The organism is Bradyrhizobium sp. WBAH42, from assembly GCF_024585265.1.
Taxonomy (GTDB): Bacteria; Pseudomonadota; Alphaproteobacteria; order Rhizobiales; family Xanthobacteraceae; genus Bradyrhizobium.
Genome location: NZ_CP036533.1, coordinates 1,230,160 through 1,256,099 on the forward strand (window position 1 = coordinate 1,230,160; position 25,940 = coordinate 1,256,099).

The window sequence follows — 25,940 nt, forward strand, 5'->3', positions numbered from 1 at the left end:
GCCTCCATTGAGCACGCCTCTTAAGGGCCAGAGAACCTGATCCGGCTTAGGCTCATCGGCCAATACGCCCGAGTTCCCGGTCCTTGTGGGGAAGCCATGAACGCCACAGCCAAATCCGCCGCCAAACGCCGGCTTCTGCTCGCCTCCGATCGCAGCGACGGCAGCAGCGAGCTCGCCAGCATCTTGAAAGCGGTCGGCGACGTCTCGACGGTGAAGACCGAGGAGATCCCCACCCAGCCGGCGCGCGATCTCTCCGGCCTCGTGGTCGACATCAACCTGCGCTCGCCCGAGAGCGTGCAGCGGGTCCGCAACAAGCTGCGCGGCGATGCCTATCGTTCGATGCCGCGGCTGTTCGTGCTCGCGGACGCCCTGCATCACGGCACCATGCAGGCCTGGGCGCTCGGGGCCACCGACACCATCTCGCGGCCACTTCAGGCCGAGGCCATCCTGCAGCGCATCCGCGCCGCCTTCCCGGACACCGCCGCCTATGACGCCACCGATCGCGGCAAGACGCTCAACCGCGGCGTCGAGGCGGCGCATGCGGTGCTGACCAAGATGTTCGAGAAGCTGCCGCTCGGCGTGCCCCTGACCTTCGACGACGTCATCGCCGCCGAGAGCAAGATCCTGAAGGCGATCAAGCATTCCTCGCTGCGTGAATGGCTCACCACGGTGGGCTGTCATCATGTCGGCAGCTATCGCCACTGCCTGTTCGTCACCGGCTTCGCCGTCGCCTTCGCCCAGCATCTCGGTATGCGCGAGGACGACCAGCGCCGCCTCGTCCGCGCCGCGCTGCTGCACGACGTCGGCAAGGCCTTCGTTCCGGCCTGGCTGCTCGACAAGCCCGGCAAGCTCACCGACGAGGAGATGGCCGAGGTCCGCCAGCATCCGCGCCGCGGCTATGACGCGCTCGCCGCCCAAGGCAGCTTCCCGCCGGAGATGCTGGACGTGGTGCTGCATCACCACGAATTCCTCGACGGCTCGGGCTATCCGAACGGCCTGTCGTCGAACCAGATCAGCGACATCGTGCGGCTGACGACGATCGTCGACATCTACGCCGCGCTCGTCGAGAAGCGCGCCTACCGCATGCCCTTCACCCACTCCCGCGCCTTCACGATGATGGAAGGCATGGGCGGCAAGCTCGACCAGCAGCTGCTGCAGGCGTTCCGCCCGGTCGCGCTGGGGTCGTTCTAGGATAAGGATCCCTCCAACCTCGGTCATTGCGAGGAGCGAAGCGACGAAGCAATCCAGACTGCCTCCGCGGAGGAACGCTGGATTGCTTCGCTTCGCTCGCAATGACGGGTGAACTGTCTTCGCGCGCCTCACCCCACCATCTTCCGCAGCTCCGCCTTCGCCACCTTCTCCAGCGTCGAGCGCGGCATGTCGTCGACGAATCTGATCTCGCGCGGCAGCTTGAAGTCGGCGAGGCCCTTGCGGCAGGCTTCCATCACGCGATCATGCAGATCGGGCGCAGCGCCCGCGACGCCGTCCTGCGGGATGATGAAGACCACGGGCACCTCGTCCAGCATCGGATGCTTCTTCGCCACCACCGCGGCCTCGCGCACGCCCGGCACGAGCGCGATCACCTGCTCGATCTCGGAGGCCGCAACGTTCTCGCCGCCGACCTTCAGCATGTCCTTGGCGCGGTCGCCGAACTTGATGAAGCCGTTCTGGAGCCGCTCGACACGGTCGCCGGTGAGAAAGAAGCCGTGCTCGTCAAAGCTCTCGCGCGTGGCCTTCTCGTTGTGCAGGTACTCGGCGAACAGCGACAGGCCCGGGATGCCCTTGATCGCGAGATTGCCGGTGTCGCCGACCTCCGTCGGCCGTCCGTCGTCGTTGGTGATGCGGATCTGATATTCGGGCGCGGCGCGGCCGATCGACATCGGGATGTTGGGCTGGTCGACCTCGCCGACGATGCCGTGGGTGATGGTCTCGGTCATGCCCCACCAGCCGATCATCTTGATGCCGAACGCGGCAAAGGCCGGCGGCTCGTTGATGGCGGTGCCCCACAGGCGGAACTTGTGGTCCTTCGGGATCTCCTGCTCGAGCAGCGCCTTCGTGCAGAATGGGATGGTCGAGGTCCAGGTCGCGCCATGCTCGCGTGCGACGCCCCAAAACCGGCTGGCCGAGAAGCGCGGCTGGATCACGCAAGTCGCCCCGACCCACAGCGTTGCCAGCATGGAGTAGGCGAGGGCATTCGTGTGGAACAGCGGCAAGTAGGCCTGGTGCACGTCGCCGGCGTGCAGGTCCTCATGCGCGGCGTTGATCTTGGCGCCCCACAGCGCGTTGGCATGGGTCCACAGCACCGCCTTGGGCCGCGACGTCGTGCCCGAAGTGTATTGCACGCTGCATGGCGCCAGCGGATCGGTCGCGCGCCGGGGACGATCGGCACTGTCGGCGAACAGCGATTCGAAGCTGTCGCCGCGCGACACCCCTTGCGCGGGCGCCGCGCCCGCATCGTGCGAAGTCACCGCCAGCCAACGGATGTTGCGGCAGTTCTGCGCGACGATGTCCGCATAGGCCGGCTGCGTGATCGCGGCGACCGCGCTGCAATGATCGGCGAAATACGCGATCTCGGCCGGCGCCGAGCGGGTGTTGGTGGTGACCGCGACGGCGCCCAGCTCGACGCAGGCGAACCAGGCCAGCATCGCCTCGATGCAATTGTCGAGATGAATGAGCACATATTCGCCCGGCTTGACGCCGCGCCTGGCGAGCCCGGCCGCGAGCGCGCCAACCCGCTCGTGAAACTCGCCGTAGCTCCAGCGCCGCGCCGGCGCATCGAACGGCGCCCAGATCAGGAACGGATGTGAGCTGCGGATTTCGGCGCGCATCTTCAAGAGCCAGGGCACGTCGAGCCCATCGAACGGGCCCAGGATTCCGGCTGTGGTCTGTTGAACTGGCATGGCTCCTCCCGGTGCAGCCTGCATCTTGCTGGCGGCTGTCTTTTGATGATTGCGTCTTCCTGCCATCGGATGAGGCGTGAAGCAAATCGGGGGAGAGGGCCGAGCTCTCTCCACCGTCATTGCGAGGAGCCCTTGCGACGAAGCAATCCAGACTGGTTCCGCGGAGGGATTCTGGATTGCTTCGCTTCGCTCGCAATGACGGTGTTTGGGGCGGGAAGCGGAGGTCCTACCGGCTACCATCCTCGTACGACGAGATCTCGATCAGGCTGCCATCGGGATCCCGGCAATAGACCGAGCGCAGCGTGCCGCGGGCGCCTTGCCTCGGGCCCGGGCCTTCCTCGATCGCGACGCCATGTGCCCGCAAATGCGCCACCACCTCGTCCGGCGTGGCGGAAGTGAGAAAGCACAGGTCCTCGCTGCCCGCCGTCGGGTGGTCCGCGGTGAACCACTCCACCTTGTCGGCGTCGCGTTGCCGGACGTTGATCCTCTGGTTACCGAATTCAAGGAAAGTCCGCGGCGCTTTGCCGCCGCCGGGATCGAACAGCTTGACATCCATGCCGAGAATCTTGCCGTACCACGCAGCACTTGCCGCGACATCGGTGACATTGATCACGAGATGATCCAGGGCATGAACCTTGACCGTCATGTCTCATCCTTTCGTCGTGAAGTGCCCCGCGCACTTTCCGCCCGCGGCCAGCTTTGTTACAACCGCGGCCACGCGGCCTTCAAGCCATCCGACCTTCAAGAACAACACTGGGAGAACCCTTGAGATGATCACTCGCCGTACCGCGCTGGGCCTGCTCGCCGCCAGTCCGCTTGCCGCCACCCCGCTGTCGAAGGCCCTTGCCGCCGATTATCCGGCCCGTCCGGTGAAATGGGTGGTGGGCTATCCGCCGGGCGGCGCCACCGACATCCTGGCACGGCTGATCGGCCAGCGGCTGTCGGAAAAGCTCGGCCAGCAATTCGTGATCGAGAACAAGCCGGGCGCCGGAAACAACATCGCGACCGAATCGGTCATCAATGCCGAGCCCGACGGCTACACGCTGCAGCTGGTCAATCCGGCCAACTACATCAACGCCTCGCTCTACGCCAATCTGAAGTTCAACTTCGTGCGCGACATCGCGCCGGTCGCCTCGTTCCAGCGCGTGCCGAACGTGATGACCGTCAACAAGGACGTGCCGGCCAAGAACGTCGCCGAGTTCATCGAGTACGTGAAGGCCAATCCCGGCAAGGTGAACATGGCTTCGTCCGGCAACGGCACCTCGGTGCATCTGTCCGGCGAGATGTTCATGGCCATGACAGGCTGCAAGATGCAGCACGTGCCCTATCGCGGCGCCGCGCCCGCGATCACCGACATGCTCGCCGGCCAGGTGCAGGTGATCTTCGACAACATGCCCTCGATCATCCAGCACATCCGCTCCGGCAGCCTGCGCGCCATCGGCGTCACCACCACGGAACGCTCGCCGCAGCTGCCCGACGTGCAGCCGATCGCCGACACCGTGAAGGGCTATGAGGCGAGCGCGCTGTTCGGCATGGGCGCGCCGAAGAACACGCCGAAGGAGATCATCGCCAAGCTCAACGCCGAGGTCAACGCGGTGATCAAGGAGCCCGACATGGCCAAGCGCCTGGTCGAACTCGGCGGCGAGCCGCGGGTGCAGACGCCCGAGGCGTTCGGCGAGGAGATCAAGGCCGAGACCGAGAAGTGGAAGAAGGTCGTCGAGTTCGCCGGCCTGAAGGTCGAGTAGCGATCTCGTGATGACCGGGAAGAGAGCCCTGCCGTTCGGCAGGGCTTTTTTCTTTGCGTTGCTTGGTTGATGCAGCCTGCGTCCAGCAACAGATCACGCAGTCGTGCGGATCCGCGTCTGCGGGTTCCGGCTTGACGCTGTCGCGCTCGCGTCTATACTAAACCACATGGTTAAGTATAGGGACGAGACGCTGGACCGGACTTTTGCGGCGCTGTCCGACCCGACGCGGCGTGCCTTGCTGGCGCGCCTCGGCGAGCAGGACGGCCTGTCGGTGAGCGAGCTGGCGGCCCCGTTTGCGGTGTCGCTGCCGGCGATCATGAAGCATCTCGACGTGCTCACGGATGCCGGGCTGATCGTGCGCGAGAAGACCGGGCGCACGGTTGCCTGCCGGCTGACCGCGCAACCGATGGAGCAGGCGATGAACTGGCTCAATCGCTATGCGCAGTTCTGGTCCCACAATCTCGATCGCCTCGCCGCCTTCGTGGAGGAAGAGACATGGCCAACGCAGTCGCCAACGCCGCCGAACGCCCGGCAGAACGACCAAGCCTCACGCTCACGCGCCGGCTCCGCGCGCAGCCGCAAAAGGTCTACGCCGCCTGGACGCAAGCCGCGCAGCTAGCGCAATGGTTCGGGCCGCCGAACATGAAGCCGGCGACGCTTAAAGCCGAGCTCGACGTTCGCGTCGGCGGCCGGTTTCGCATCAGCTTCACTGGCGATGACGGCGAATATTTCGAGGCCGGCGGCCGTTATCGCGAGGTGATGCCGAACGAGCTTCTCGTCTTCACCTGGGCCTGGCACTCGACGCCGGAGCGTGAATCGCTGGTGACGATCTCGCTGAAACCTGATGGCGCCGGCACCTTGATGATCTTCCATCACGCCCAGTTCTTCGACGAGACCGCACGCGACAACCACCAGCGCGGCTGGAGCTCGTTGTTCGACAAGCTCGATGCTTTCGTCGCCTGACCAAGGAGAACGCCATGCAGCAACATCAGATCGTCTCGCGCGAGCAATGGATCGCCGCGCGCAAGGCCCTTCTGGACCATGAGAAAGAGTTGACCCAGGCCCGCGAACGGCTTGCCGACGAGCGCCGCCGGCTGCCCTGGGTCAAGGTCGACAAGGCGTACGAATTTGACGGGCCGAACGGCATTCTGTCGCTGGGCGACCTGTTCGAGGGCCGGCCGCAGCTCATCGTGCAGCACGTGATGTTCGCACCCGATTGGGAGGCGGCGTGCAAGAGCTGCTCGTTCTGGGCCGATGGGTTCGAGCGCATGGTGCCGCATTTGGCCGCGCGCGACACCGCGATGGTTGCGGTCTCGCTGGCGCCAAGCGCAAAGCTCGAGGCGTTCAAGAAGCGGATGGGCTGGACCTTCGACTGGGTTTCCTCAGGCCGCAACGACTTCAACCGCGATTACGGCGTGACGTACTCACAGGAAGAGGTCGCGACCGGCAAGCCGATGTATAATTTCGGGACCACGCCGCTGTACGGCCCCGAGCTGCCCGGCATCAGCGTGTTCTACCGCGACGAGGCCGGCGCGATCTTCCATACCTATTCCTGCTTCGCCCGCGGTCTCGACATGATGAACGCCGCTTATCAATATCTCGATCTCACCCCGCTCGGCCGTCACGAGGAAGGCCTGCCCTATCCGATGGACTGGGTGCGTCTGCGCGACCAGTACGAACCGCAGCCGGCGAAGGCGGCGTGCTGTCACGGGTGAGGGGGGCGCTCGACGCACATCAAATGTGTCATCGCCCGGCTTGACCGGGCGATCCAGTACTCCGCGACAGTTGTGGTTGAATCGATGGGCCGCGGCGTACTGGATTCCCCGCTTTCGCGGGGAATGACAGCGGAGGGTGATATGCAGGGTGTGCCTTGCCCGATGGCTACCGCTTCGCGTCCGCCTGCTCCGTCGCATTGCACGAGATCAGCATCGTGTACGGCCGGGCGTTGGCGGCGATGTCGGTGGTCTTGAGCTCGCTCTTTGGCTCGGCGGTCTGATAGGGCACGATCGAATTGTCGAGGAAGTCGCGCAGCACGCCGGTCTTGATGGCGAAGTTGATGTTCTCGGGGATGTTGCCGGTCGCCACCGCGATGCGCAAGGCCGGGATCTTGCCGGTGACCACGCCCACGACCTGGCCGGTGTTGTCGAACAGCGGCCCGCCGCTGTTGCCGGGCTGCACGGGTGCGCTGATCTGCAGGAAGCGCGAGTCGTTGCGCATGCCGCTGAGCGAGCTCACGATGCCGGTGGTCACGCTGAAGTCCGACGTCAGGATGCCGTGATAGGGAAAGCCGATCGCGACGACGGAATCGCCGGAGCGGATCGAGCGGTCGCGGATCCGGGCGAAGTCCTTGAAGGTCGTCGTCGACGGCGCCTGCAACAGCGCGAGATCGTTGTTGGCGTCGCTCGACACGACGCGCAGCACCATTGCGGCTTCGCCGGTGAGATTGCCCTTGATGTCGCCGACGCAGCCGTCGATCACATGGTGGTTGGTGACGATGTGCCCGCCCGTGCTGACGACGAAGCCGGTGCCGCTCCTGGCTCGGGCAGGCTTGCCGCCGGAGGGCGGTGCCGCCTGCTTCTCCGCCGTCGCCGCCGGCTTGGCCGCACCCTTGGTGAAATCGCCCGCCTTGTCGAGCCCGTCGGCTTTCACCTTGCTTACGCAGTTGGTCAGTGCCGCGATCACCGGCCCGGTCGACGTCAGATCGAAATTCAGAACGGCGCGACCGGCTGTCGCCACCATGAGGCTCGCCTTCTGAAAGGTGCGCACGACTTTGAGCGGCATGACGGCGGTGAGCATGTTGGACTGGTACGCCGTAGCGTACAGCCTGGCTTGCTCCTGCCCGTCGAAGGTCACGTCGATCGCGGCGCTCTCGCCCTTGTTGAAGCGGTAGCTCGGACTCGCAAAAGCCAGCGTCCAGGTGCCGGTGGCATTGTAACCCACGACGAGAATGACGCCGTTCGCGTAAGGCGTCGTCGCCGCGCAATGGGAGAACGCGCCCGGCTCGTCATTGCTGAACGCGCCGCCGATCCAGTTGCCGACATTGACGGTGCCGAACGGCCCCGCCGCGTTCGCTCCGACCACACTCAGCTGCAACACCAACGCAACGACCAACGACCTCAACCACATACCAGCCCCCGGCAAACGCGCTTGCACCCATCTTATCCGCGAGGGCAGGTGAGGCGCAACCGTCAGTTGTCCGCTCTCATCGTTTCGGCTGCCCGCAGCAATTCGGGCTTGCATTTACTTTGCGGTGCCATATACTTTGCAATACAAAGTAACGGGACCAGCTGTCCTGCGAATGCCCGGGTGGAACGAGGTTTTGGCGGTGCCGATGCGCGATCTCGACAAGGCGCTGGCCGACATCGTGGCGATCCGCAGCCAGATCGCGGCGGGCACGGCCTTCCGCGGCTACGGCCCGGCAGCGATGGCTGCGACCGGCGCCGTCGCACTCATCACCGCCATTCTGCAGTTCTGGTTGCTGGATGATCCCACCGGCGAGCCGCTCGGCTTCTTCATCGGCTGGTTCATCGCCGCCGCGCTCTCGGGGCTGATCATCGGCATCGAGATGCGCGCGCGGTCGCGACGCCATCATTCCGGTCTCGCCGACGCGATGATTCACCAGGCGGTCGAGCAGTTCCTGCCGGCGGGCGTTGCCGGCGTTCTGCTCGCGGTGGTGATGTGGAAGTTCGCGAGCGAGACGCTGTGGCTGCTGCCGGGCCTGTGGCAGATCCTGGTGTCGCTCGGCATCTTCGCCTCGGTCCGCTCGTTGCCGCGCACCGTCGCGCTCGCCGGCGCCTGGTATTTCGTGTCCGGCTTCGCGGTCGTGGTGCTCGCGAGCCGAACCCACACGCTGTCGCCATGGACCATGGGGCTGCCCTTCGTGATCGGGCAATCGGTGATGGCGGCCATTCTGCATTTCGCCTCCGGAGACAACGATGTCGAAGACTGACAGCGCGCCCTTCTCCTATGAAGGGCTCGACCGCGTGATCCACGAGAAGGCGAGGCTCGGCTTGTTGACGTCGCTGATGGCGCATCCCAAGGGGCTGGCATTCGGCGATCTCAAGCAGCTCTGCGGCCTCACCGACGGCAATCTCAGCCGGCACCTTGCCGTGCTTCAGGAGGCCGGCCTCGTCGAGGTGACCAAGGGCTACGAGGGCAACCGTCCGCACACCACCTGCCGTCTCACCAAGGCCGGCCGCCGCCGCTTCCTCGACTATCTCGCCGTGCTCGAGCGGCTGGTGCGCGACGCGGCGAAGGCCGCCGGCCGCGAGGCGCCGCCGCTCGGCCGCCTCGGTATCGCCTCGACCTGATCCTCCCCCTTTTTGACCGGAGACTTTGCAATGCAAAGTGACATCACGTCCCGTAACGAGAAGCTTCATGTCGGCATCATCATGGACGGCAACGGCCGCTGGGCGACGCGGCGCGGCCTGTCGCGCCTGCGCGGTCACGAGGCCGGCGTCGAGACCATCCGCCGCATCGTCGAGGCCGCCCCCAAGCAGGGCATCGGCACGCTGACGCTCTACGCCTTCTCCACGGACAATTGGCGGCGGCCGAAGGCCGAGGTCGCGGCGCTGATGACCTTGCTGCGCTTCTACCTCGCGAACGAAGTGCAGAGCCTCGTCAAGAACGGCGTGCGCCTCTCCGTCATCGGCCGCCGCGATCGCCTGCCCGACGGCATCGCCGCCGCGATCGCGCGCGCCGAGGCGGCCACCGCGGATGGCCGCGCGCTGCATGTGCGCATCGCCGTCGATTATTCCGCGCGCGACGCCATCCTCAATGCCGCGGCGAAGGCGGCCGCGCTGACCAGCCTCACCCGCGAAGCCTTCTCGCAGCTGGTCACAGGCGAGGCTGGCCTTCGCGACGTCGATCTCATCATCCGCACCTCGGGCGAGAAGCGGCTGTCAGACTTCCTGCTTTGGGAAGGCGCCTATGCCGAGCTGCACTTCACCGAGCGGATGTGGCCCGAATTCGACGCGGGCGATCTCGCCGAGGCGCTCGCCGCCTTCCACAACCGCGAGCGCCGCTTTGGCGGTCTGCAGGCGATCCTGCCAGGCGAAGTGCCTTCGCTGTCCCAGGTGTGACGCGCCTCGCGCCCGCCGGCTCCCCGCTGATTGCCGCCCGGCATGGATCGTGCTCTAGTATTCCGGCGCTGGGTATCGTCCCGCGACGGAGCTTTCGTACGATGCGTGCAGTCCTCGATTATTGCACCGGCGGAACGGAGCGGCAGCTTGCCGCCGGCACGATCATCGTCGCCGAGGGGGGCACCTCCGGCCATCTCTACGTGCTGATGCAAGGCAGGCTCGAGGTGCTCAAGGGCGAGATGGTGGTCGCCACCGTCACCGAGCCCGGCGCGGTGCTGGGTGAGATGTCCGTGCTGCTGGGCCAGCCGCACACCGCAACCGTGCGGGCCTGCTCTGACGCCATCGTCTACGAGTTCGAGGATGCCGCCTCGTTCCTCGAGAAGGAGCCGGGCGTGGCCCTCCTGATCGCAAAAATGCTGGCGCAGCGGCTCAACGTCGCCAACACTTACCTCGCCGATCTGAAGCGGCAATATGCCGGCCACGGTACGCATCTGGCCATGGTCGGCGAGGTGCTCCAGAGCATGATCAACCTGCCGCCGCTTGAGGTTTCGCCAGGCTCGGATCGGCAATCCGATCCAAGAATGTGAGCCAGTCGGGCGGCGCCTCGATGGCGGCGGCGGGCCGCTGCAGCGGCGCATTCAGGTCGATCCACTGCGCCGCGCCGGCCGCCAGCCAGAACGCCTTGTCGGCATCGAGATCGAGCACGATGTAGGTCGGCGGACGGCCGGGTTGCAGGCCCGTGTTGAAGACCCAGGTCTGGCCCAGCCGATCGAACCACGATCCATTGCTGATGAAGGGTGATTGATGCACATGGCCCGAGATCACCATCGACGGCTGGTATTGCATGATCCACTGCACCAGCTCGACGTCGCCGAAGAAGCGCTTGCCGCCCCAGCTCGTCGGTGAATCCGCCGGCGGCGCATGATGCGCCCAGATCCAGCGCTGCGGCCTGACGGCTGCGGCATCGCGCAACTGCGCGACGAGGCGTTGCTTGACCTGAGGTCCGTCCCACCACGGGCACACCGTGAACAGGGTATCGCCGACGTTAAGGCTGTCGCCGTCGCAGGCGATGCCGAGCTCGCGCACCTCCGAGATCCAGCGCGAAATCTTCTCACCTTCGGCGTTGCGCTCGTCGAGGTCGTGATTGCCGGAGCAGAGGATCACGCGGGTCGTCGCGGCCAGCAGCGCGAGGTACTTCTTCACCACCACGATCTGGGCGCGGAAATCCACCATCGAGCCGATGTCGAGCGCGTCGCCGGCGAAGATCACGAGGTCGAATCGCGGCGCCGCGCTGACCAGCCAGTCGAGCTGAGGCAGCGAATAGTGCAAGTCGGCCACGACCAGGCAGCGCATTGAAAATCCGTCAGGTCAAAGCAATCGGAAGGCTTGCGAATTGACGGATATTGCCACGGCCGGCATCCAAGGCAAGAAGCAAACCGGCCCTGTCGGCCCCGCCGACGCGGCAAAAGGGCCGCGCCCGAGCCGATCGGGGGCCGGCCGTCTTTCAGTTGCCCTTCTCCCTTCCCAGGATGCCACGGCCCGCCAGAGCCTCGGCAAGCTGCTCGGTGTAGATGATCCGGCTCCATCGATGCAGATGCGAGGGATAGTGCGCGTACATGATGTCCAGCATCATATCCGGCGTATCGAGGAAGTGCGATCTGTCGATGCCGAGCATGGCGGCGATCCTTTCTCCAGCCTCGGCATGAAAGCTCTGTGGACCGCCTTGGGCATAGAGCGAATTGACCGGCGTGATGACGAGGTACACCTTCGACCGGTCGAACTTCGATAGCGTTTCCGACAAGGAGGCGAGCGCCTTCTCGAATTCCGCGTTCATCACGAACGGCTTGATCTTGGGATCGGGCTTGAAGAAGACGTGACCGGCCAGCGTGGCCTTGTAGGCGTCGAGCGAAGGAATATCGAGCATCCGATTGGGATCGATCGCGCTGCCATGCTCGCGCCAAATGGTTGAAATGAACTGGTCCTTGCCGCCGTAATACACCGCGTAACCACCGGGCAGCGGATTGTAGACCGCTCGCTCCATCAGCAGGCGGATGTACTCCGGGCCACCGGCTGGAAACGTCAGGCCGGACGGAACTTCGAAGCGGTTGGTCCGGATGAAACTCACCCATTCGTTCCACCTCGGATCGCGCTCGTACTGAATCGGGTTGAACACCAGAACCAGCTTCCTGGGTTGGCGCCCGCGGGCGATCATCTTTTCAAGCATCGCGCCATAGCCATCCGGACCGACGAATCCGATGGTGCAGAACGACTCGATCCCGGACCCAGGGAATGCCCGCAACAACGTCGGGACGTGAATCCCCATCAGGCAGGAGCTATCGCCGAGAAAGGCAAGGTCGGCCGCAGGCAGCCGCTCCGAGCGCCTGATTTGCTCCAGGACGATGTAGGTCTCGATGCCGCGCGACCATTGATGCAAGCTCTGCTGATGGATGTAATGTGCAACGCCGAGGATGAGGGCGGTGAGCACGGCCAGAGGAATGAGCCGTCGGGCAACGATCCATACCGCACCTGCCAGCGGCCATTGTCCGATCGATTCGATCGTCTGTTTCAGGGGCATGATCTAGAACTGGAAATAGATGAAGGTGGCATTGACGTGTCCGGAGGCGGCGATCGTCATCGCCGCCAGCGTAGCAAACAGCGGATATCTCAGCCATGCAGGCCACTGCAGGATCGAATAGTCGCCACGCGACCGAAGCTGCCACTCCAGCAGCATCAGCGGCACGGACAGCGACAGGATCGCGAGACCGGCGGCGCCGTGCACCGGAGCCCACTCCCAGTTGCCGAGGGCGTAGAGCATGCCCACCAGCAAGTTCCAATTGGACGCGCGGAAGAAGAACCAGCCCACGAACACCACCAGCATGGTGAGAGCCCAGCCGAGGCCGCGGGCGACCGTCGAGCCCGGCGCCTCCTTGCCGGAAAACGCGCGCCAGGCCACGAGGGCCAGGCCGTGAACCAGGCCCCAGAGCACGAAGGTCCATGACGCGCCGTGCCAGAGACCTCCCAGCGCCATCGTAAGCAGCAGGTTTCGGTTGGTGATGAGCTCGCCGCGGCGGTTGCCGCCGAGCGGGATGTAGAGATAGTCGCGCAGCCAGGTGCTGAGGCTGATGTGCCAGCGATGCCAGAACTCGCTGATCGAAACCGACCAGTAGGGGTAGCGGAAATTCCAGGTCAGCTCGAAGCCGAACAGCAGCGCGACGCCTTTGGCGATCAGGCTGTATCCGCTGAAGTCGGCATAGATCTGGATGCCGAATGCGAGCGTGGCGAGGATGACCGACCAACCGAAGGGCTGCTCCGGAATGAAGAGCGTGTCCACGATCGGCGCGAGGCTGTCTGCCACCACGACCTTCATGGCATAGCCGTAGATCAGGAGCCAGAGCGCGCGCTCGGCGTGATCGGACGTGAAACGTCGCGGCGCCGAAAATTGATCCAGGAGGTTGCTCGCCCGCTCGATCGGGCCGGCCACGAGTTGCGGGAAGAACGCCTTGAAGGCGAGAAACTTGACGACGTCCCTCTCGGCGGCATGCTTGCCGCGATAGACGTCGACCACGTAGGCGATGCCCTGGAAGGTGATGAAGGAGATGCCGAGCGGCAGCACGATGCGCAATGTCGGCAGGTTCGGATGAAGCCCTACGCGCTCGGCGATCATCGAGAACGAATCGATGAAGAAATTGAAGTATTTGAAGATCGCAAGAACGATCATCGCCGCTGCGATGGCGAGAGTGAGCAGGAGCTTTCGGGTTTGTTCGCGCTTGGAGGCCGCGATGACGATCGCCGCGGCATAGTTGACGATGGAAATGCCGGCCAGGAGGGGCAGAAAGCGCCAGTCCCACCAGCCGTAGAATACGTAGCTAGCGACCAGTATGATGACGTTCTGAACCGCAAGCCTCGAGGTGGCGTGATAGAGCAGAAAGGTCGCGGGAACAAAGCAAAGGAACGCCAGGGAAACGAACGACATCGCAGCAGACAATCACTTGCTGAGCAGCAAGCGCGCCGCTCGCCATATCAATGGGGACGACGACGGGAAGGAAGACAGGGGCGTCGTGGTGACAAGGATCATTTCCATCACCACGGCATCAGAATAGCAACCCCGAGATGAAATCAACATAAATTCGCCTGATCCGGCGATGCGATCAGGACGCCTGATGTTCGCGGGACTGGACCCGCCGCGTGAATTCTGATGTCGTGGCGCATCCTCGAGAGCGCATGTCCACATGACCTCCTTCAAGACCATTCGCGCCCGCGCCGAGAAGCGCAAGGGCGGGCCCAGGGCGCTGGACAAATTGATGCCCGCCAAGCCGGACCTCAAGCGGCTGGCCAAGCTCGGCGACGATCGCATCCTCGCCCAAATGACCAAGCGGGTGTTCTGCGCCGGCTTTGCCTGGAGCGTGATCGATTCCAAATGGGACGGCTTTGAAGCGGCCTTCCTGCATTTCCAGCCCGCCAAGCTCAGCTTCCAGCCCGAAGACTATTGGGAGGGCCTGCTGCGCGATGCGCGCATCGTGCGCAACGGCGCCAAGATCATGTCGGTGCGGGACAATGCCGCGTTCGTGCAGGAGATCGCGAAGGAGCACGGCAGCTTCGGCAAGTTTCTGGCGAAATGGCCGTCGTCCGACGAGATCGGCCTGCTCGATCTCCTCAACAAGCGCGGCAGCCGGCTGGGCGGCAACACCGGCCAGATGCTGCTGCGCTTCGTCGGCTGGGACGGCTTCGTGACGTCCAAGGACGTGGTGGCCTGCCTGCGCGATGCCGGTCTCGACATCGCCGAGGAGGTCAAGTCGAAGGGCGATCTCGCCAAGGTGCAGGCGCAGTTCAATGCCTGGGCCGAGGAGAGCGGCCTGCCGTACACATATCTGTCACGCATCTGCGCGCTGTCGGTCGGCGAGAACAGCAGCGGGTAGCGCGTCGATCGGCCGATCGTGTGCATCCTGTGGCGATCTTGTGCTGCGAACGCGGCCGATGAAACTCGCGATCACGAAATACATTTCGCGGGAACATTTGTCCGCAGCGCCTGTTCGGGACTCTGAGCCAGGCGCACAAGGGCGCAGGGAATGCTCGCTCCCGCCCGGCTCAATGACAACCGGATCCAGCAACGGAGCAGCTCATGAAGCTCACATCGGAACAGGTGAAGCAGACCGTCCACCAACTCGGCGCTCAGGTGCTGCCCGACGAACATCCGGCGATGCCGCAGCTCAACAGCATGTTCGGCGAGCACACTTTCTTCGTCGACGAGATGGGGCTCAAGGTCCTCGAGCCGACGGGATCGCTCGGCAGCGACCGCGAGAGCGGCGAGGTCGTCAGCCTCGCCGATTGGGGCGATTCCGACCTGACGCGCCTGATGGCGCATGAGCCCGAACCGACCGGCGTGATCGTGGTGTTCGAGCATATGAAGCATTGAACGGACCCGAGCGCGATTGCCTCCATCGGTGGCGGATCGAAACATCCGCCACCGTTCGTCGCGCCTGGTGCGCTCCGTCGCCGAAAGCTTGCGCCGCGTTCAGATGCCCAGCGTCAGCTGCGGCTCCGATTCGCCGGCGGCGTGGAGCGAGGACAGCGCAACTCCCAGCAGCCTGACGCGCTTGGGCAGCGGCATCTCGGCTTCGAGCAGGCCGCAGGCCAACCGCTCCAGATCGTCGCGCCCGGCAACGGCCACCGCGACCGATCTGCTGCGCGTGATGATCTCGAAGTCGGCGAACTTGATCTTCAGGGTGACGGTGCGGCCGCGATTGCCGGTCGCCTCGCAATGCCGCCAGACCTTGTCGACGAGAGGCCTGAGCTCGGCGGCAAGCGCGTCGAAGGCGTCGAGGTCGGTCGAGAACGTGTTCTCCGCGCCGACAGATTTGCGGATCCGGTTGGCGCGCACAGGGCGTTCGTCGACGCCGCGTGATATCCAATAATAATACGCGCCCGACTTGCCGAAATTGGCGTTCATGAACTCCAGCGACTGGTTACGGATGTCGCGGCCGATGAACAGGCCGAGCGCGTTCATCTTCGCGGCCGTCGCCGGACCGATGCCGTGGAACTTGCCGACCGGCAGTGTCTCGACGAAGGCCGGCCCCATCTCCGGCGAGATCACGAACTGGCCGTTGGGCTTGCGATGATCGGACGCGAGCTTGGCCAGGAACTTGTTGTAGGAGATGCCCGCCGACGCGTTGAGGCCGGTCTCGGCCTTGATCTTCGCGCGGATACTGAGGGCGATGTCCCGCGCCAGTGGGATGCTTTGCAGGTTTTCCGTGACGTCCAGATAGGCTTCGTCCAGCGACAGCGGCTCGATGACGGGCGTGTGCTCGGCGAAGATGTCGCGGATTTGCCTGGAGATCGCCTTGTAGACCTCGAAGCGCGGCCTGACGAAGATCAGATCGGGACATTGCCGCTTCGCCGTCACCGACGGCATGGCCGAGCGGACGCCGAACCTGCGCGCCTCGTAGCTCGCTGCCGCAACGACACCGCGTTCCGCGGAGCCGCCGACCGCGACCGGCTTGCCGCGCAGCTCCGGATTGTCGCGCTGCTCCACCGACGCATAGAACGCATCCATGTCGATATGGATGATCTTGCGCACGGCCGCGGCTGCGCCAGGCATCGTGTCGGATTCGCTCATGGCAGGATGATACAATCGCGTGAAAAGAAGCGCGAGGTGATGCATGGGCGGTTGTCAAAGCGCGATCGCAGGCTTGTGAGTGGCAAGCAGGGGCACGCGACCCAATATGAGTCCGCGGAGGACAGCCGATGCAATACAGCTCCGAGCTCATTCACACGATGCGTCAGGCACTGGAGACCGTGATGGCAAGCGTGCCGGCGCATCAGTCAGTCTTCGGCCTGAAAGCGGCCGTGGCCGAATGCATCCTGAAGGCCGCCGCACACGGCCAGACGTCATATGACGGACTGGTGATGACCGCGTCCGACCAGATCCAGGCGATTGTCGCGATGCTGAATTGAGTGCCGGCACGATCTCGTCTGACCTTGATCCGCCCTGCCAATGTAGTGTCCTCGCCGCCGTTGGCACAGTTCACGCACATGCGAAGTTCATTCGCGTCTTTGCACGTAAAGCGAGATGAATCGATCGATCATGGCGTCGATCTGCTCCGGCACCTCGAGCGACAGGAAATGCCCGGAGCCAACAGCCTTGGCCGTAACCAGTTGCGGGCATAGTGCGCCAAGGCGGTTTAGATCCGCGAGCCGATGAGCCGCTTCGATATACAGCACCGGGACCCGGCACGCTTGGGCGCACTGACCCGCCCGATGCACATCCCAGGGAAACAGACTCCTAAACGTCGACACCAGCACGTGCTGTGGCGTCGCCAGGAAGGTCTGTTCGACATGGGCGTGGCATCTGTCGGTCGGCAGACAGGAGTCCGCCACGATTTTTCGGATCTCGTCCGCAAAGTTCGGCCCCTGCAGGCCCTCCAGGTAGCTGGTGAACACCGCTCCCGCCGAGGCAGGGAAGAGCACGCCGGAATCGAGCAGCACCAGCCCCGCAGGAAAATCCGGGTAACGAGCCGCGATTTCGAGTGCCATGTTGCCGCCCATGCTTTGGCCCACGATGACCGGCTTCGTTATCTCTTGCCGGGCACACAGCCAGACGAGATCCTCGGCGAAGCCTTCGATCGAGTAGTCCTGGTGCGGCTTGTCGCTCTCGCCGTGTCCTCGCAGTTCGGCATTCAATGCGCGACCGTGCCGACCGAAGTACTCCATCTGTGGCGCAAAGTGGGTGCGATCTCCGCCAAGGCCATGGACGAACAGGAACTCAGGCGATCCCTTCCCAGCGATGTCGAACGACAGTTGGATACCTTCACGCGCGAGCTTCATTGTCATCTCCGTATCCACCGGCATTCCAGGCTTCTCGGGCAATGATGCGGGTAAGGGGGCTGGGGCGACCCGTCGATCGCTGACGTCAAGCCTCAAGCGGCTCCTTGCAATCGCGTATGGCCAATCTTCCAGCGCGTCCTAGCGCGTGGTCCGGAAAAGTGTGCAGCGGTTTTCCGAAAAGACTATGTCCAAACAACCATCTAAAGCGCGATGAGACCCATCCCAATCGCATCGCGCTGTTAGGAGACTCGCACCGCCTCGCGCAAAATCCTGAGCTGGCGCACCCGACACGATTCGAACGTGTGACCTTTGCCTTCGGAGGGCAACGCTCTATCCAGCTGAGCTACGGGTGCAGTTGCAGGTTCATTTAGCCGATTGGCGCGGGGTGGGCAACCGCTTCTCGCCGGAGCGCGCTTCAGGCCGATTTGCGCCTGACCGGGGCCGGAACCGGCTTTCCGCCGCGGGCGGCGAATTCGGCAAGCGCCCGTTCGGCGCAGACGACGCGGTTGCGGCCGAGGCGTTTGGCGACATAGAGCGCCTCGTCGGCGGCGCCGAGCAGCCGGTCCGGGCCGCCGTCGCTCCCATCAGGAACGTGGCTGGCGACGCCGACGCTGAGGGTGACGTGATCGCCGGCACCCATCGCACCATGGGCGATCGCCAAGGCCATGACGGCATAGCGGATCTGCTCGGCCACCATGCAGGCGCTGTCGCAATCCATGTCGGGCAGGATCAGCGCAAACTCCTCGCCGCCATAGCGGCTGGCGAGATCGAGCGGGCGCACCGCGTGCCGGCTGACGACGCCAGCAACCGCGCGCAGGCACTCGTCGCCGCTCTGGTGGCCGTGCTGGTCGTTGAACAGCTTGAAATGGTCGACGTCGACGAACAGCAGCGCCAGCGGCTTCTGCGTGCGCTGGGCGCGGGCCCATTCGCCGAGCAGCATCTGGTCGAAGGCGCGGCGGTTCGCCAAGCCGGTCAGCCCGTCCTTGGTGGCGAGCTCCTTCAGCGCCATCTCGGCGCGCTTCTGGTCGGTGAGGTCGCGCAGCGTCTCCACCACCGCAATCAGGTTGCCAGCCTCGTCGTGGATCGGGCCGGCGTCGATGGCGAGATAGAGCTGGCTGCCGAGCTTGGGCATCACGCACCAGTTCTCCGCGGAGAAGCCGAGCCCGTTGTGGCCGCGCGCGGCATATTCCGGATAGTACTCCGGCAGCTGCTCGGGCCGGTCGAGCGCGACGAGGTCGGCAAGGCAGGGGCGCTTCGTCTCGTAGAACGCCTGCCAGTGCTTGCTGGTGCCGATCACCTCCGAGGCGGCGACGCCGGTCAGCCGCTCGCAGGCCCTGTTCCAGATCACGACGCGGCGCTTCGGGTCGATCACGAAGGTCGGCACCACCAGGTGCTGCATCAGCCGCACCGCGTAGGAATCGGCGACATCGACGGTCCTGCGCGACTTCGGCATCAGGCCACCGCAGCCACGGGCAAGGTCCCGGGCGAGCCATCGCCGGCACCGAACAGCTTGCGCACCTCGCTGGCCGGCTTCGGCGCGCTGAACAGATAGCCCTGCATCTGGGTGCAGCCGAGCGCGCGCAGCATGTCGCGCTGCGCCTCGGTCTCGACACCCTCGGCCACCGTCGTCATGCTGCTGGCGGAAGCGATGTTCACCACCGCCTGCACGATGACGGGCGAGCCGGTGGTCTCGGCGATGTCAGCGACGAAGCAGCGGTCGATCTTGATCTTGTCGAACGGGAAGCGCTTCAGATAGCTCAGCGAGGAGTAGCCGGTGCCGAAATCGTCGAGCGCGATGCGCACGCCGATCGCGCGGAACTGGTGCAGGATCGAGAGCGCCGCCTCGTCGTCGCGGATCAGCACGGCTTCGGTGATCTCGAGCTCGAGCCGGCGCGGGTCCAGCCCGGAGGCGGCGAGCGCGCTCGCAATGCGCAGCGCCAGCGTGTCGCATTTGAGCTGTACGGGCGAGACGTTGACCGCGACGCGCACATGCGCCGGCCAGGTCGCGGCCTCGTTGCAGGCCATGCGCAGCACCCAGTCGCCGAGCTCGGTGATCAGGCCGGTATCCTCGGCGACCGGAATGAACTCGGCCGGCGACACCATGCCGCGCTCGGGATGGCGCCAGCGCAGCAGCGCCTCGCAGCCGGAGACTTCGTTGGTGCGCAGGTCGACCAGCGGCTGATAGTGGATCTCGAAGCCGCCGTTCACCAGGGCCTGGCGCAGATCCTGCTCCATGCTGAGGCGCGCCTTGGCGCTGGCATCCATCTCCGGCTCGAAGAAGCGGTGGGTGCGGCGGCCCTCGGCCTTGGCGCCGTACATCGCGAGGTCGGCGTTCTTGATGAGTTGATCGAGGTCTGAGCCGTCCTGCGGCGCCAGCGCAATGCCGATGCTGGCATCGGTCGAGAGCTGGTGGCCGAGGCAATGATAGGGCTGGCGGATCGCCTGGTAGATCCTCGTCACGAAGGACAGTACGTCCGCGGGGGACTGAATCCCGGTCTGGATCACCGCGAACTCGTCGCCGCCGAGCCGCGCGATCAGGTCGCCCTGTTTGAGGCAGCCGCGGAGGCGGCCTGCGATCGCCTTCAGCAACTCGTCGCCGACGTGGTGGCCGAGCGAATCGTTGATGCCCTTGAACTCGTCGACGTCGATATAGAGCAGCGCGAACTGGCAGCCATCGGCGACGTTCGCCAGCTCGCGTTCGATCTGCTCGCGGAACAGGGTCCGGTTCGGCAGGTCGGTCAGCGCATCGTAATGCGCCATATGCGCGATCTTCTCGTCGGCGCGCCGACGCTCGGTGACGTCGTCGATGACATGAATGAGATAGCGCGGCTCGCCGGCGCTGTCGTTGATGCCGATGCGGGTCGAGGTGATGTAGCGCAGGCCCATGCCGGGCATCTGCCAGGCGTGCTCGTCCTTGAACAAGCCCTTGGCCGATTTCAGCGCCCTGCTGTCGTCGTCGGTGATGTGGGCGGCGGCCCCCTCGGGGAAGATGTCGAAGGCGGTCTTGCCGACGACGTCCTGGCGGGACTGGCCGAACAGCTGCTCGGCGACGACGTTGAGTAGCAGATATTGCCGCGTCCGAGCGTCCTTCACGGTGATCTGCGACGGGATGTGGTCGATGATCTCGCGCAGGAAGGTGTAGTTGCGGTCGCGCTCCTGTTCCAGGTTGCGGCGCTCAGTGATGTCCTCGATCGTGGCGACCCATCCGCCCTGTGCGAGCGGCGTGTTGATGACCTGGAAGGCGCGGCCATTGGCCAGTTGATGGGTCAGCGTCGAGACCGTGCCTTCGGCGACGACCCGCATGACCTCGGCGCAAAACGCCTCGACGTCGCCGTCGAACGCGCCGCGCCCCTTGCGATGATACATCGCCTCTCGGATGTGACAGCCGGGCTTGATGACGTCGTGCGACAGGCCGAACATCTCGGCGTAGCGGCGGTTGCAGGTGACGATGGTGCCGCCGGCGTCGTACAGGATCAGCCCTTGCGACATGTTGTTGAGGGCGGTGTCGAGTCGGAGCCGCTCCGCCTCGATCCGCTGCTGGGTCTCGCGGTTCTGCCGGTTGATCTGGCGGATGATCAGATAGAGGATCAGCGCGATCACGCCCGCCGAGAAGCCCGCCGTTGCCACCATGAAGCCGGTCTGCTGCCGCCAGTCCGCGAGCGCCGCTGCCGTGATGTTGGTGGCGATGATGACCAGCGGGAAATGCGTCAGCGACGCGGCCGAGCCGAGCCGCTCCTCGCCGGTGACGGGGCTCCTGCCGCGGAGCGTCTGCTGACCGCCTTCGGCCAGCACTTTCTGCATCAGCGGCGCGTCCTTGAAGTTCCGCCCGATCAGTTCCTCGGCGTGCGGATAGCGCGCCAGCAACTTGCCCTCGCGGTCGAGCAGCGAAATGGCCGTGCCGTCGGCGAGCGCGACCGATGCGAAGTATTGCTGATAGCTGTCCGGATCGATCCGCCGCACCATGGCGCCGAGGAAGGTGCCGTCCGCGCCGCGCAGCCGGCGTGCGACGACCGTGGTCCATTTGCCGATCAGGAAGCTGCGGACCGATTCCAGGATCACCGGCTCGGCCGCCGGGTTAAATTTGAACGACTGGAAATAGGCGCGCGAGGAGACGTTGATCTTGGGCAGCGGCTGGGCCCGCGACCAGTTGATCAGCTCGCCCTCGGCATCGTAGATCGCGATGTCGCCGAGATACGACACGGAGCTGATCTTGCTGCGCAGCATCTGGTTGGCCGCAGGCCCGGACATGCGCTCGCGGAACATCGCAGGCGAGGTGATCTCCGGCAGGTTCATCTGCCCGATCAGGTCGGCGGCGACGACGTCGGAATCCTCGAATTGCTGATCGAAATGCCGCGCGATCAGCTTCACCGTGTTTTCAAGCTCGCGTTCGCGGTTGGCGAGGGTCCGCTCGCGAAACTCGCCGACGGCTACCGCCGTGGCGATGAAGATTCCCGCGACCAGAAACACGCCGCACAGGGTCAGCCACAGGACGGGACCACGGCGCGCCAAGGCCTCCCAGCCGTTTCTCGCGGCTAGAGACATTCCGGCTGCTACCCTGGCAAAGACCTGGCGCATTCCCCCTCACTGGAGGACCAGGAATACACCGCACAAATGGCGCAAACCTTAGGAAAGCCAGTTACCTAAGCATTAATGCAGCTGGGCTGATCGCACATCCATATGCAGCACCGCGGGTATCACGCACGAGGATTGTGTCGCGCGCGCCGCAATCACAGCGCTGCATCATGAATCATCGGTTAATGCGAGGGGCCGGCGGTCTTCTTGCCGCCGCCATGGCGCAGCCGCCCGACCACGCCGGTCGGGAAGAAATAGACGCTGGCGATGAACAGCAGCCCGAGCCAGAGCAGCCAGCGGTCGGGATGCAACAGCCCCGGCAGCAACGGCAGGCCGGCTTCGTCCGCCGCCTTGGAGGCGACGCCCATCAGCGACTGCAGATAGTTCTGCGCGAGGATGAAGATGGTGGCGCCGATGATCGCGCCGTAAATCGTGCCCATGCCGCCGATCACCACCATCAGCAGGATGTCCAGCATGATCGAGAAGCTGAGCGAGGTGTCGGGACCTGCATAGCGCAGCCACAGCGCGTTCAGGATGCCGGCGCTGGCGGCGACCAGGGCCGCAAGGCAGTTGGCGTAGGTCAGGTGGAACACGGTGCGGAAGCCGAGCGCCTCGGCGCGAAAGCGGTTCTCGCGGATCGCCTGCAGCACGCGCCCGAACGGCGAGTTCACCACGCGGAGCAGAGCGAGGATCATCAGCGCCGAGATCGCGAACACCAGATAGAAGGTCAGGATGCGGCCGTTGACCTCGAAGCCGAACAGGTTCTTGGAGATCAACACCGTGCCGGGACGCAGCAGTTCGGGGAGCTGGAAGCTGCGCCCGTCCTCGCCGCCCGTGAGCCATGAGAGCTGCGAGGCCAGCACCTGGAAGGCCGAGGCGACCGCGAGCGTGATCATGGCAAAGAAGATCGCGGCGACCCGCAGCGAGAACAGCCCGATCGCCAGCGCGAGCAGGGCGGCGAGCGGCAGGCCGGTGACGATCCCGGTGCCGACCGCCGCCCAGTTCGGGCCCATCCCGTATAGCGCGATTGCGATGGCGTAGCTGCCGATGCCGTAGAACATGGTGTGAGCGAACGACACCGACCCGGTATAGCCGAGCAAGAGATCGTAGGAAGCGACGAGGGCTGCGAAGATGCAGATCTTGGCCGCGACGTTCAGCGCCTTGGCACCCGGAAACAGGAACGGCGTCGCCGCCAGCGCCAGGATGATGACAACGAGAACGAGGGTCAGGACGCGGCTGCGCGGCGGATCGCCCGAGAGGATCATCATCGGCTGGTCACCGCATAGAGGCCGCGCGGCCGCCACATCAGAATGGCGACCATCAGCAGGATGTTGGAGACGAGGGCGAGCTTCGGCACCAGGAAGCCGCCGTAATTGGCGACCATGGCGACCAGGATGGCGCCGATGAAGCAGCCGCCGATCGATCCCAGCCCGCCGATGATGACGACGATGAAGATCAGCACGGTGAGGTCGTCGCTCATCGAGGCGTGGACCTGCTCGCGATAGAGCGCCCACATCACGCCACCGAGGCCGGCCAGCGCCGATCCCGTCATGAACACGCCGAGGAACAGGCGGCGGATGCGATAGCCGAGCGCCTCGACCATCTCGCGGTTCTCGACGCCGGCGCGGATCAGAAGGCCGAGCTTGGTGCGGTTGAGCACGAGCTGGATGGCGATGAAGACAGAAAGTCCGATCAACATCGCCAGCACGCGGTACTTGGCGATCGCGACGTCGCCGAGGATGAAGGAGCCGCGCAGCGAGGCCGGCAGCGGCATCGGGATGATCTGCGGTCCCCACAGCGCATAGAGCGTCTGTTCCGCAACAATGAGGCCGCCGGTCGTCATCAGGATCTGCTTCAGGTGCTGGCCGTAGACGGGGAGGATCAGCACGCGCTCGACGACGAGGCCGAGCGCGCCGGAGACCGCCATCGAGAGCAGCGCAGCCGGGGCCAGCACCGCGAGGTTCGTCCAGAGCGAGTCGGCCTGGATGGACGCCGCGAACGGCGCCAGAACGAGCGTGGCAACATAGGCGCCGACGGCGATGAAGGCGCCATGGCCGAAATTGAGCACGTCCATCAGGCCGAACACCAGCGTGAGCCCTGAGGCCATGATGAAGATCATCATGCCCATGGCAAGGCTCGCGGCGGTCAGGGTCAGCCAGGACGAGGTCGATCCGATCAGCGGGATCATCAGCAGCGCCAGCGCCACCGGCAGCAGGATCGGCGCGAGGTCGCGCTTCGGCTTCGGCAGCGGATCGGTTGCGGCAAGGTCTGTCACTGATGCGCCTCCAGGCTCAGGCCGAGCAGCCGCTCCTGCAGCGGCACGTCGGCGGCGAGCGCCGCCATCTCGCCGCGATGAACGATGGTGCCGTTGTCCATGACCAGCACGTTGTCGCCGAGCTCGCGGGCGGCAAAGAAATTCTGTTCGACCAGGAGGATCGTCGCGCCCTTGCGCTTGATCTCCTTCAGGCACTCGATCAGCGCCATGACGATGGCGGGCGCGAGGCCCTTGGTCGGCTCGTCGATCAGGAGCAGCTTGCGCGGCTCGATGATGGCGCGGGCGATCGACAGCATCTGCTTCTGCCCGCCCGACAGGCTCCCCGCGCGCGACAGCCAGAAGCGGCGCAGTGCCGGGAAGAAGCCGAAGATCCAATCCAGCTGCGTGTCGTCGAGCGGCGCGTCGCGCGCGGCCAGCACCAGGTTCTCCTTCACCGTGAGGTCGGAGAACACCGCCATGCTCTCCGGCACGTAGCCGACGCCGAGCCGGGCGATGTCCGGCGTCGCAAGGCTCTCGATGCGCTGGCCTGCGAGGGTGATCTCGCCCTTCGAGGCCTGCCACAGGCCCATGATGGTGCGCAGCGTCGTGGTCTTGCCGGCGCCGTTGCGACCGAGCAGCATCGTGACCTGTCCTTGCGGCACCGTGAGATCGATGCCCTGGAGGATGTGATAGCGCCCGATATGGGTGTGCACGCCGGAGACCTTGAGGAGATCGCTCATGCTGCGCTCCCTGCGTTCTTGGGCGCGACGCCGAGATAGGCTTCCTGCACGATCGGCGAGGCGATCACTTCGGCAGGCACGCCGTCGGCCACCAGCTGTCCGTTATGCAGCACGATGATGCGGTCCGCGAGCGAGCGCACCACGTCCATCTTGTGCTCGACCAGCAAGATGATCTTGCTCCTGTCCTGCTTGAGCTGCGCGATCAGGTTGAGGACGACGGGCACCTCGTCGATGCTCATGCCGGCGGTCGGCTCGTCGAACATGAACACCTTTGGCTCCAGCGCGATCATCAGGGCCACTTCCAGCTTGCGCTGGTCACCATGCGACAGCGCGGTCGCAGTGACGCCGCGGCGATTGCCGAGCGCAACCTGGTCGAGAATGGCATCGGCGCGCGCGATCAGGTCGCGCCGCACCATCCAGGGCCGCAGCATGTCGTAATGGGTGCCGCTGGCAGCCTGCACCGCGAGGCGGACATTCTCTTCCACCGTCAGGTTGGGAAACAGGTTGGTGAGCTGGAACGCGCGTCCGAGACCCGCACGGGTTCGCATCGGCGCGGAATGCTGGGTGATGTCGGTGCCGTCAAACAGGATGCTGCCGCCAGACGCCCGCAGCTGGCCCGAGATCAGATTGAAATAGGTGGTCTTGCCGGCGCCGTTCGGCCCGACGATGGCGGTAAGCTCGCCCGGGCGAAACGTGCAGGAGACATTGTTGACCGCGACATGCCCGCCGAAGCGGATGGTGAGGTCGCGGGTTTCGAGGGTGAGCGGCATGAGAAATTTCGATCGGATTTGGATGAAGATCTATCCACGATCACGGTGGGCTCCCTC

At 65.0% G+C, this 25,940-nt stretch carries 25 protein-coding genes, 1 tRNA gene and 1 pseudogene; 12 read left to right on the forward strand and 15 right to left on the reverse strand.

The genetic code is table 11. From position 1 onward, the window contains the following. Positions 1 to 96: 96 nt before the first annotated feature. A complete protein-coding gene (locus tag DCG74_RS05805) occupies positions 97 to 1,191 on the forward strand; it encodes an HD-GYP domain-containing protein (RefSeq protein ID WP_172787956.1) in 1,095 nt (364 codons plus the stop codon). Positions 1,192 to 1,319: 128 nt separating this feature from the next. Here DCG74_RS05805 and DCG74_RS05810 read toward each other — a convergent pair whose 3' ends face one another. Both DCG74_RS05810 and DCG74_RS05815 read right to left on the reverse strand, forming a co-directional pair. Next, positions 1,320 to 2,900, reverse strand: coding sequence for an AMP-binding protein (locus DCG74_RS05810; RefSeq protein ID WP_172787955.1), 1,581 nt, complete (start codon positions 2,898 to 2,900; stop codon positions 1,320 to 1,322). A 226-nt stretch (positions 2,901 to 3,126) separates the two neighbouring features. Then, positions 3,127 to 3,546, reverse strand: coding sequence for a VOC family protein (locus DCG74_RS05815; protein ID WP_172787954.1), 420 nt, complete (start codon positions 3,544 to 3,546; stop codon positions 3,127 to 3,129). A gap of 124 nt (positions 3,547 to 3,670) precedes the next feature. On the opposite strand from DCG74_RS05815, the gene DCG74_RS05820 reads away from it, so the two are divergent. The 4 genes and pseudogenes from DCG74_RS05820 (at position 3,671) to DCG74_RS05835 (ending at position 6,360) form a co-directional block, all read left to right on the forward strand. Then, the gene (locus DCG74_RS05820; RefSeq protein WP_172787953.1) at positions 3,671 to 4,645 is read left to right on the forward strand and encodes a tripartite tricarboxylate transporter substrate binding protein; all 975 of its coding nucleotides are present in this window, start codon (positions 3,671 to 3,673) and stop codon (positions 4,643 to 4,645) included. A 166-nt stretch (positions 4,646 to 4,811) separates the two neighbouring features. After that, positions 4,812 to 5,264: a helix-turn-helix transcriptional regulator gene (locus DCG74_RS05825; protein WP_172787952.1), complete on the forward strand. Its 453-nt coding sequence runs from the start codon at positions 4,812 to 4,814 to the stop codon at positions 5,262 to 5,264. Positions 5,265 to 5,275: 11 nt separating this feature from the next. Next, positions 5,276 to 5,608, forward strand: a pseudogene (locus tag DCG74_RS05830) (SRPBCC domain-containing protein); the annotation flags it as partial. A 14-nt stretch (positions 5,609 to 5,622) separates the two neighbouring features. Continuing rightward, entirely contained in the window at positions 5,623 to 6,360 is a 738-nt protein-coding gene (locus DCG74_RS05835) for a thioredoxin family protein (RefSeq protein WP_172787951.1), read from the forward strand. A 166-nt stretch (positions 6,361 to 6,526) separates the two neighbouring features. On the opposite strand, the gene DCG74_RS05840 is transcribed toward DCG74_RS05835, so the two are convergent. Beyond that, entirely contained in the window at positions 6,527 to 7,771 is a 1,245-nt protein-coding gene (locus DCG74_RS05840) for a S1C family serine protease (RefSeq protein ID WP_172787950.1), read from the reverse strand. Positions 7,772 to 7,976: 205 nt separating this feature from the next. Between DCG74_RS05840 and DCG74_RS05845 the strand changes: the two genes are divergently transcribed. The 4 genes from DCG74_RS05845 (at position 7,977) to DCG74_RS05860 (ending at position 10,313) form a co-directional block, all read left to right on the forward strand. Then, positions 7,977 to 8,594, forward strand: coding sequence for a hypothetical protein (locus DCG74_RS05845; protein WP_172787949.1), 618 nt, complete (start codon positions 7,977 to 7,979; stop codon positions 8,592 to 8,594). Further along, positions 8,581 to 8,955 carry a transcriptional regulator gene (locus DCG74_RS05850; RefSeq protein ID WP_025033235.1) on the forward strand — a complete coding sequence of 125 codons (375 nt, stop codon included), beginning with the start codon at positions 8,581 to 8,583 and terminating at the stop codon, positions 8,953 to 8,955. Before DCG74_RS05845 ends, DCG74_RS05850 begins: the two co-directional genes overlap by 14 nt. Before the next feature lie 30 nt (positions 8,956 to 8,985). Further along, complete coding sequence (locus DCG74_RS05855) at positions 8,986 to 9,726, forward strand: di-trans,poly-cis-decaprenylcistransferase (protein ID WP_172787948.1); 741 nt, start codon at positions 8,986 to 8,988, stop codon at positions 9,724 to 9,726. A gap of 101 nt (positions 9,727 to 9,827) precedes the next feature. Then, a complete protein-coding gene (locus DCG74_RS05860; RefSeq protein WP_172787947.1) occupies positions 9,828 to 10,313 on the forward strand; it encodes a Crp/Fnr family transcriptional regulator in 486 nt (161 codons plus the stop codon). On the opposite strand, the gene DCG74_RS05865 is transcribed toward DCG74_RS05860, so the two are convergent. The 3 genes from DCG74_RS05865 to DCG74_RS05875 form a co-directional block, all read right to left on the reverse strand. Continuing rightward, positions 10,252 to 11,079: a metallophosphoesterase gene (locus DCG74_RS05865; RefSeq protein ID WP_172787946.1), complete on the reverse strand. Its 828-nt coding sequence runs from the start codon at positions 11,077 to 11,079 to the stop codon at positions 10,252 to 10,254. The two genes, DCG74_RS05860 and DCG74_RS05865, sit on opposite strands and share 62 nt — an antisense overlap. A gap of 151 nt (positions 11,080 to 11,230) precedes the next feature. Beyond that, positions 11,231 to 12,301: a hypothetical protein gene (locus DCG74_RS05870; protein WP_172787945.1), complete on the reverse strand. Its 1,071-nt coding sequence runs from the start codon at positions 12,299 to 12,301 to the stop codon at positions 11,231 to 11,233. Between the two features lie 3 nt (positions 12,302 to 12,304). Then, the gene (locus DCG74_RS05875; protein ID WP_172787944.1) at positions 12,305 to 13,699 is read right to left on the reverse strand and encodes an MBOAT family protein; all 1,395 of its coding nucleotides are present in this window, start codon (positions 13,697 to 13,699) and stop codon (positions 12,305 to 12,307) included. A gap of 256 nt (positions 13,700 to 13,955) precedes the next feature. Between DCG74_RS05875 and DCG74_RS05880 the strand changes: the two genes are divergently transcribed. Both DCG74_RS05880 and DCG74_RS05885 read left to right on the forward strand, forming a co-directional pair. Further along, positions 13,956 to 14,642: a DNA-3-methyladenine glycosylase I gene (locus DCG74_RS05880; protein ID WP_172787943.1), complete on the forward strand. Its 687-nt coding sequence runs from the start codon at positions 13,956 to 13,958 to the stop codon at positions 14,640 to 14,642. A 203-nt stretch (positions 14,643 to 14,845) separates the two neighbouring features. Beyond that, positions 14,846 to 15,139 (forward strand): hypothetical protein, encoded by a 294-nt coding sequence (locus DCG74_RS05885; protein WP_172787942.1) that lies wholly within the window; start codon positions 14,846 to 14,848, stop codon positions 15,137 to 15,139. A gap of 99 nt (positions 15,140 to 15,238) precedes the next feature. On the opposite strand, the gene dinB is transcribed toward DCG74_RS05885, so the two are convergent. After that, complete coding sequence (gene dinB, locus DCG74_RS05890) at positions 15,239 to 16,339, reverse strand: DNA polymerase IV (protein WP_172787941.1); 1,101 nt, start codon at positions 16,337 to 16,339, stop codon at positions 15,239 to 15,241. Positions 16,340 to 16,467: 128 nt separating this feature from the next. Between dinB and DCG74_RS05895 the strand changes: the two genes are divergently transcribed. Beyond that, positions 16,468 to 16,677, forward strand: a complete 210-nt coding sequence (locus DCG74_RS05895) for a hypothetical protein (protein WP_172787940.1) — start codon at positions 16,468 to 16,470, stop codon at positions 16,675 to 16,677. Positions 16,678 to 16,764: 87 nt separating this feature from the next. Here DCG74_RS05895 and DCG74_RS05900 read toward each other — a convergent pair whose 3' ends face one another. The 8 genes from DCG74_RS05900 to DCG74_RS05935 all read right to left on the reverse strand — a co-directional run bounded on the left by DCG74_RS05900 (position 16,765) and on the right by DCG74_RS05935 (position 25,883). Continuing rightward, positions 16,765 to 17,547, reverse strand: coding sequence for an alpha/beta fold hydrolase (locus DCG74_RS05900; RefSeq protein ID WP_172787939.1), 783 nt, complete (start codon positions 17,545 to 17,547; stop codon positions 16,765 to 16,767). A 276-nt stretch (positions 17,548 to 17,823) separates the two neighbouring features. Further along, positions 17,824 to 17,900 (reverse strand) — tRNA-Arg (locus tag DCG74_RS05905). 62 nt (positions 17,901 to 17,962) lie between these two features. Continuing rightward, positions 17,963 to 19,000, reverse strand: a complete 1,038-nt coding sequence (locus tag DCG74_RS05910) for a diguanylate cyclase (RefSeq protein ID WP_172787938.1) — start codon at positions 18,998 to 19,000, stop codon at positions 17,963 to 17,965. Beyond that, positions 19,000 to 22,122, reverse strand: coding sequence for an EAL domain-containing protein (locus tag DCG74_RS05915; protein WP_172787937.1), 3,123 nt, complete (start codon positions 22,120 to 22,122; stop codon positions 19,000 to 19,002). The genes DCG74_RS05910 and DCG74_RS05915 overlap by 1 nt, the downstream gene beginning before the upstream one ends. A gap of 179 nt (positions 22,123 to 22,301) precedes the next feature. Beyond that, positions 22,302 to 23,387 (reverse strand): branched-chain amino acid ABC transporter permease, encoded by a 1,086-nt coding sequence (locus DCG74_RS05920; protein WP_172787936.1) that lies wholly within the window; start codon positions 23,385 to 23,387, stop codon positions 22,302 to 22,304. After that, on the reverse strand, positions 23,384 to 24,394 hold the full coding sequence (locus DCG74_RS05925) for a branched-chain amino acid ABC transporter permease (protein WP_172787935.1): 1,011 nt from the start codon (positions 24,392 to 24,394) through the stop codon (positions 23,384 to 23,386). The genes DCG74_RS05920 and DCG74_RS05925 overlap by 4 nt, the downstream gene beginning before the upstream one ends. Continuing rightward, positions 24,391 to 25,113 (reverse strand): ABC transporter ATP-binding protein, encoded by a 723-nt coding sequence (locus DCG74_RS05930; RefSeq protein WP_172787934.1) that lies wholly within the window; start codon positions 25,111 to 25,113, stop codon positions 24,391 to 24,393. Before DCG74_RS05930 ends, DCG74_RS05925 begins: the two co-directional genes overlap by 4 nt. Next, entirely contained in the window at positions 25,110 to 25,883 is a 774-nt protein-coding gene (locus DCG74_RS05935; protein ID WP_172787933.1) for an ABC transporter ATP-binding protein, read from the reverse strand. The genes DCG74_RS05930 and DCG74_RS05935 overlap by 4 nt, the downstream gene beginning before the upstream one ends. Positions 25,884 to 25,940: the final 57 nt, after the last annotated feature.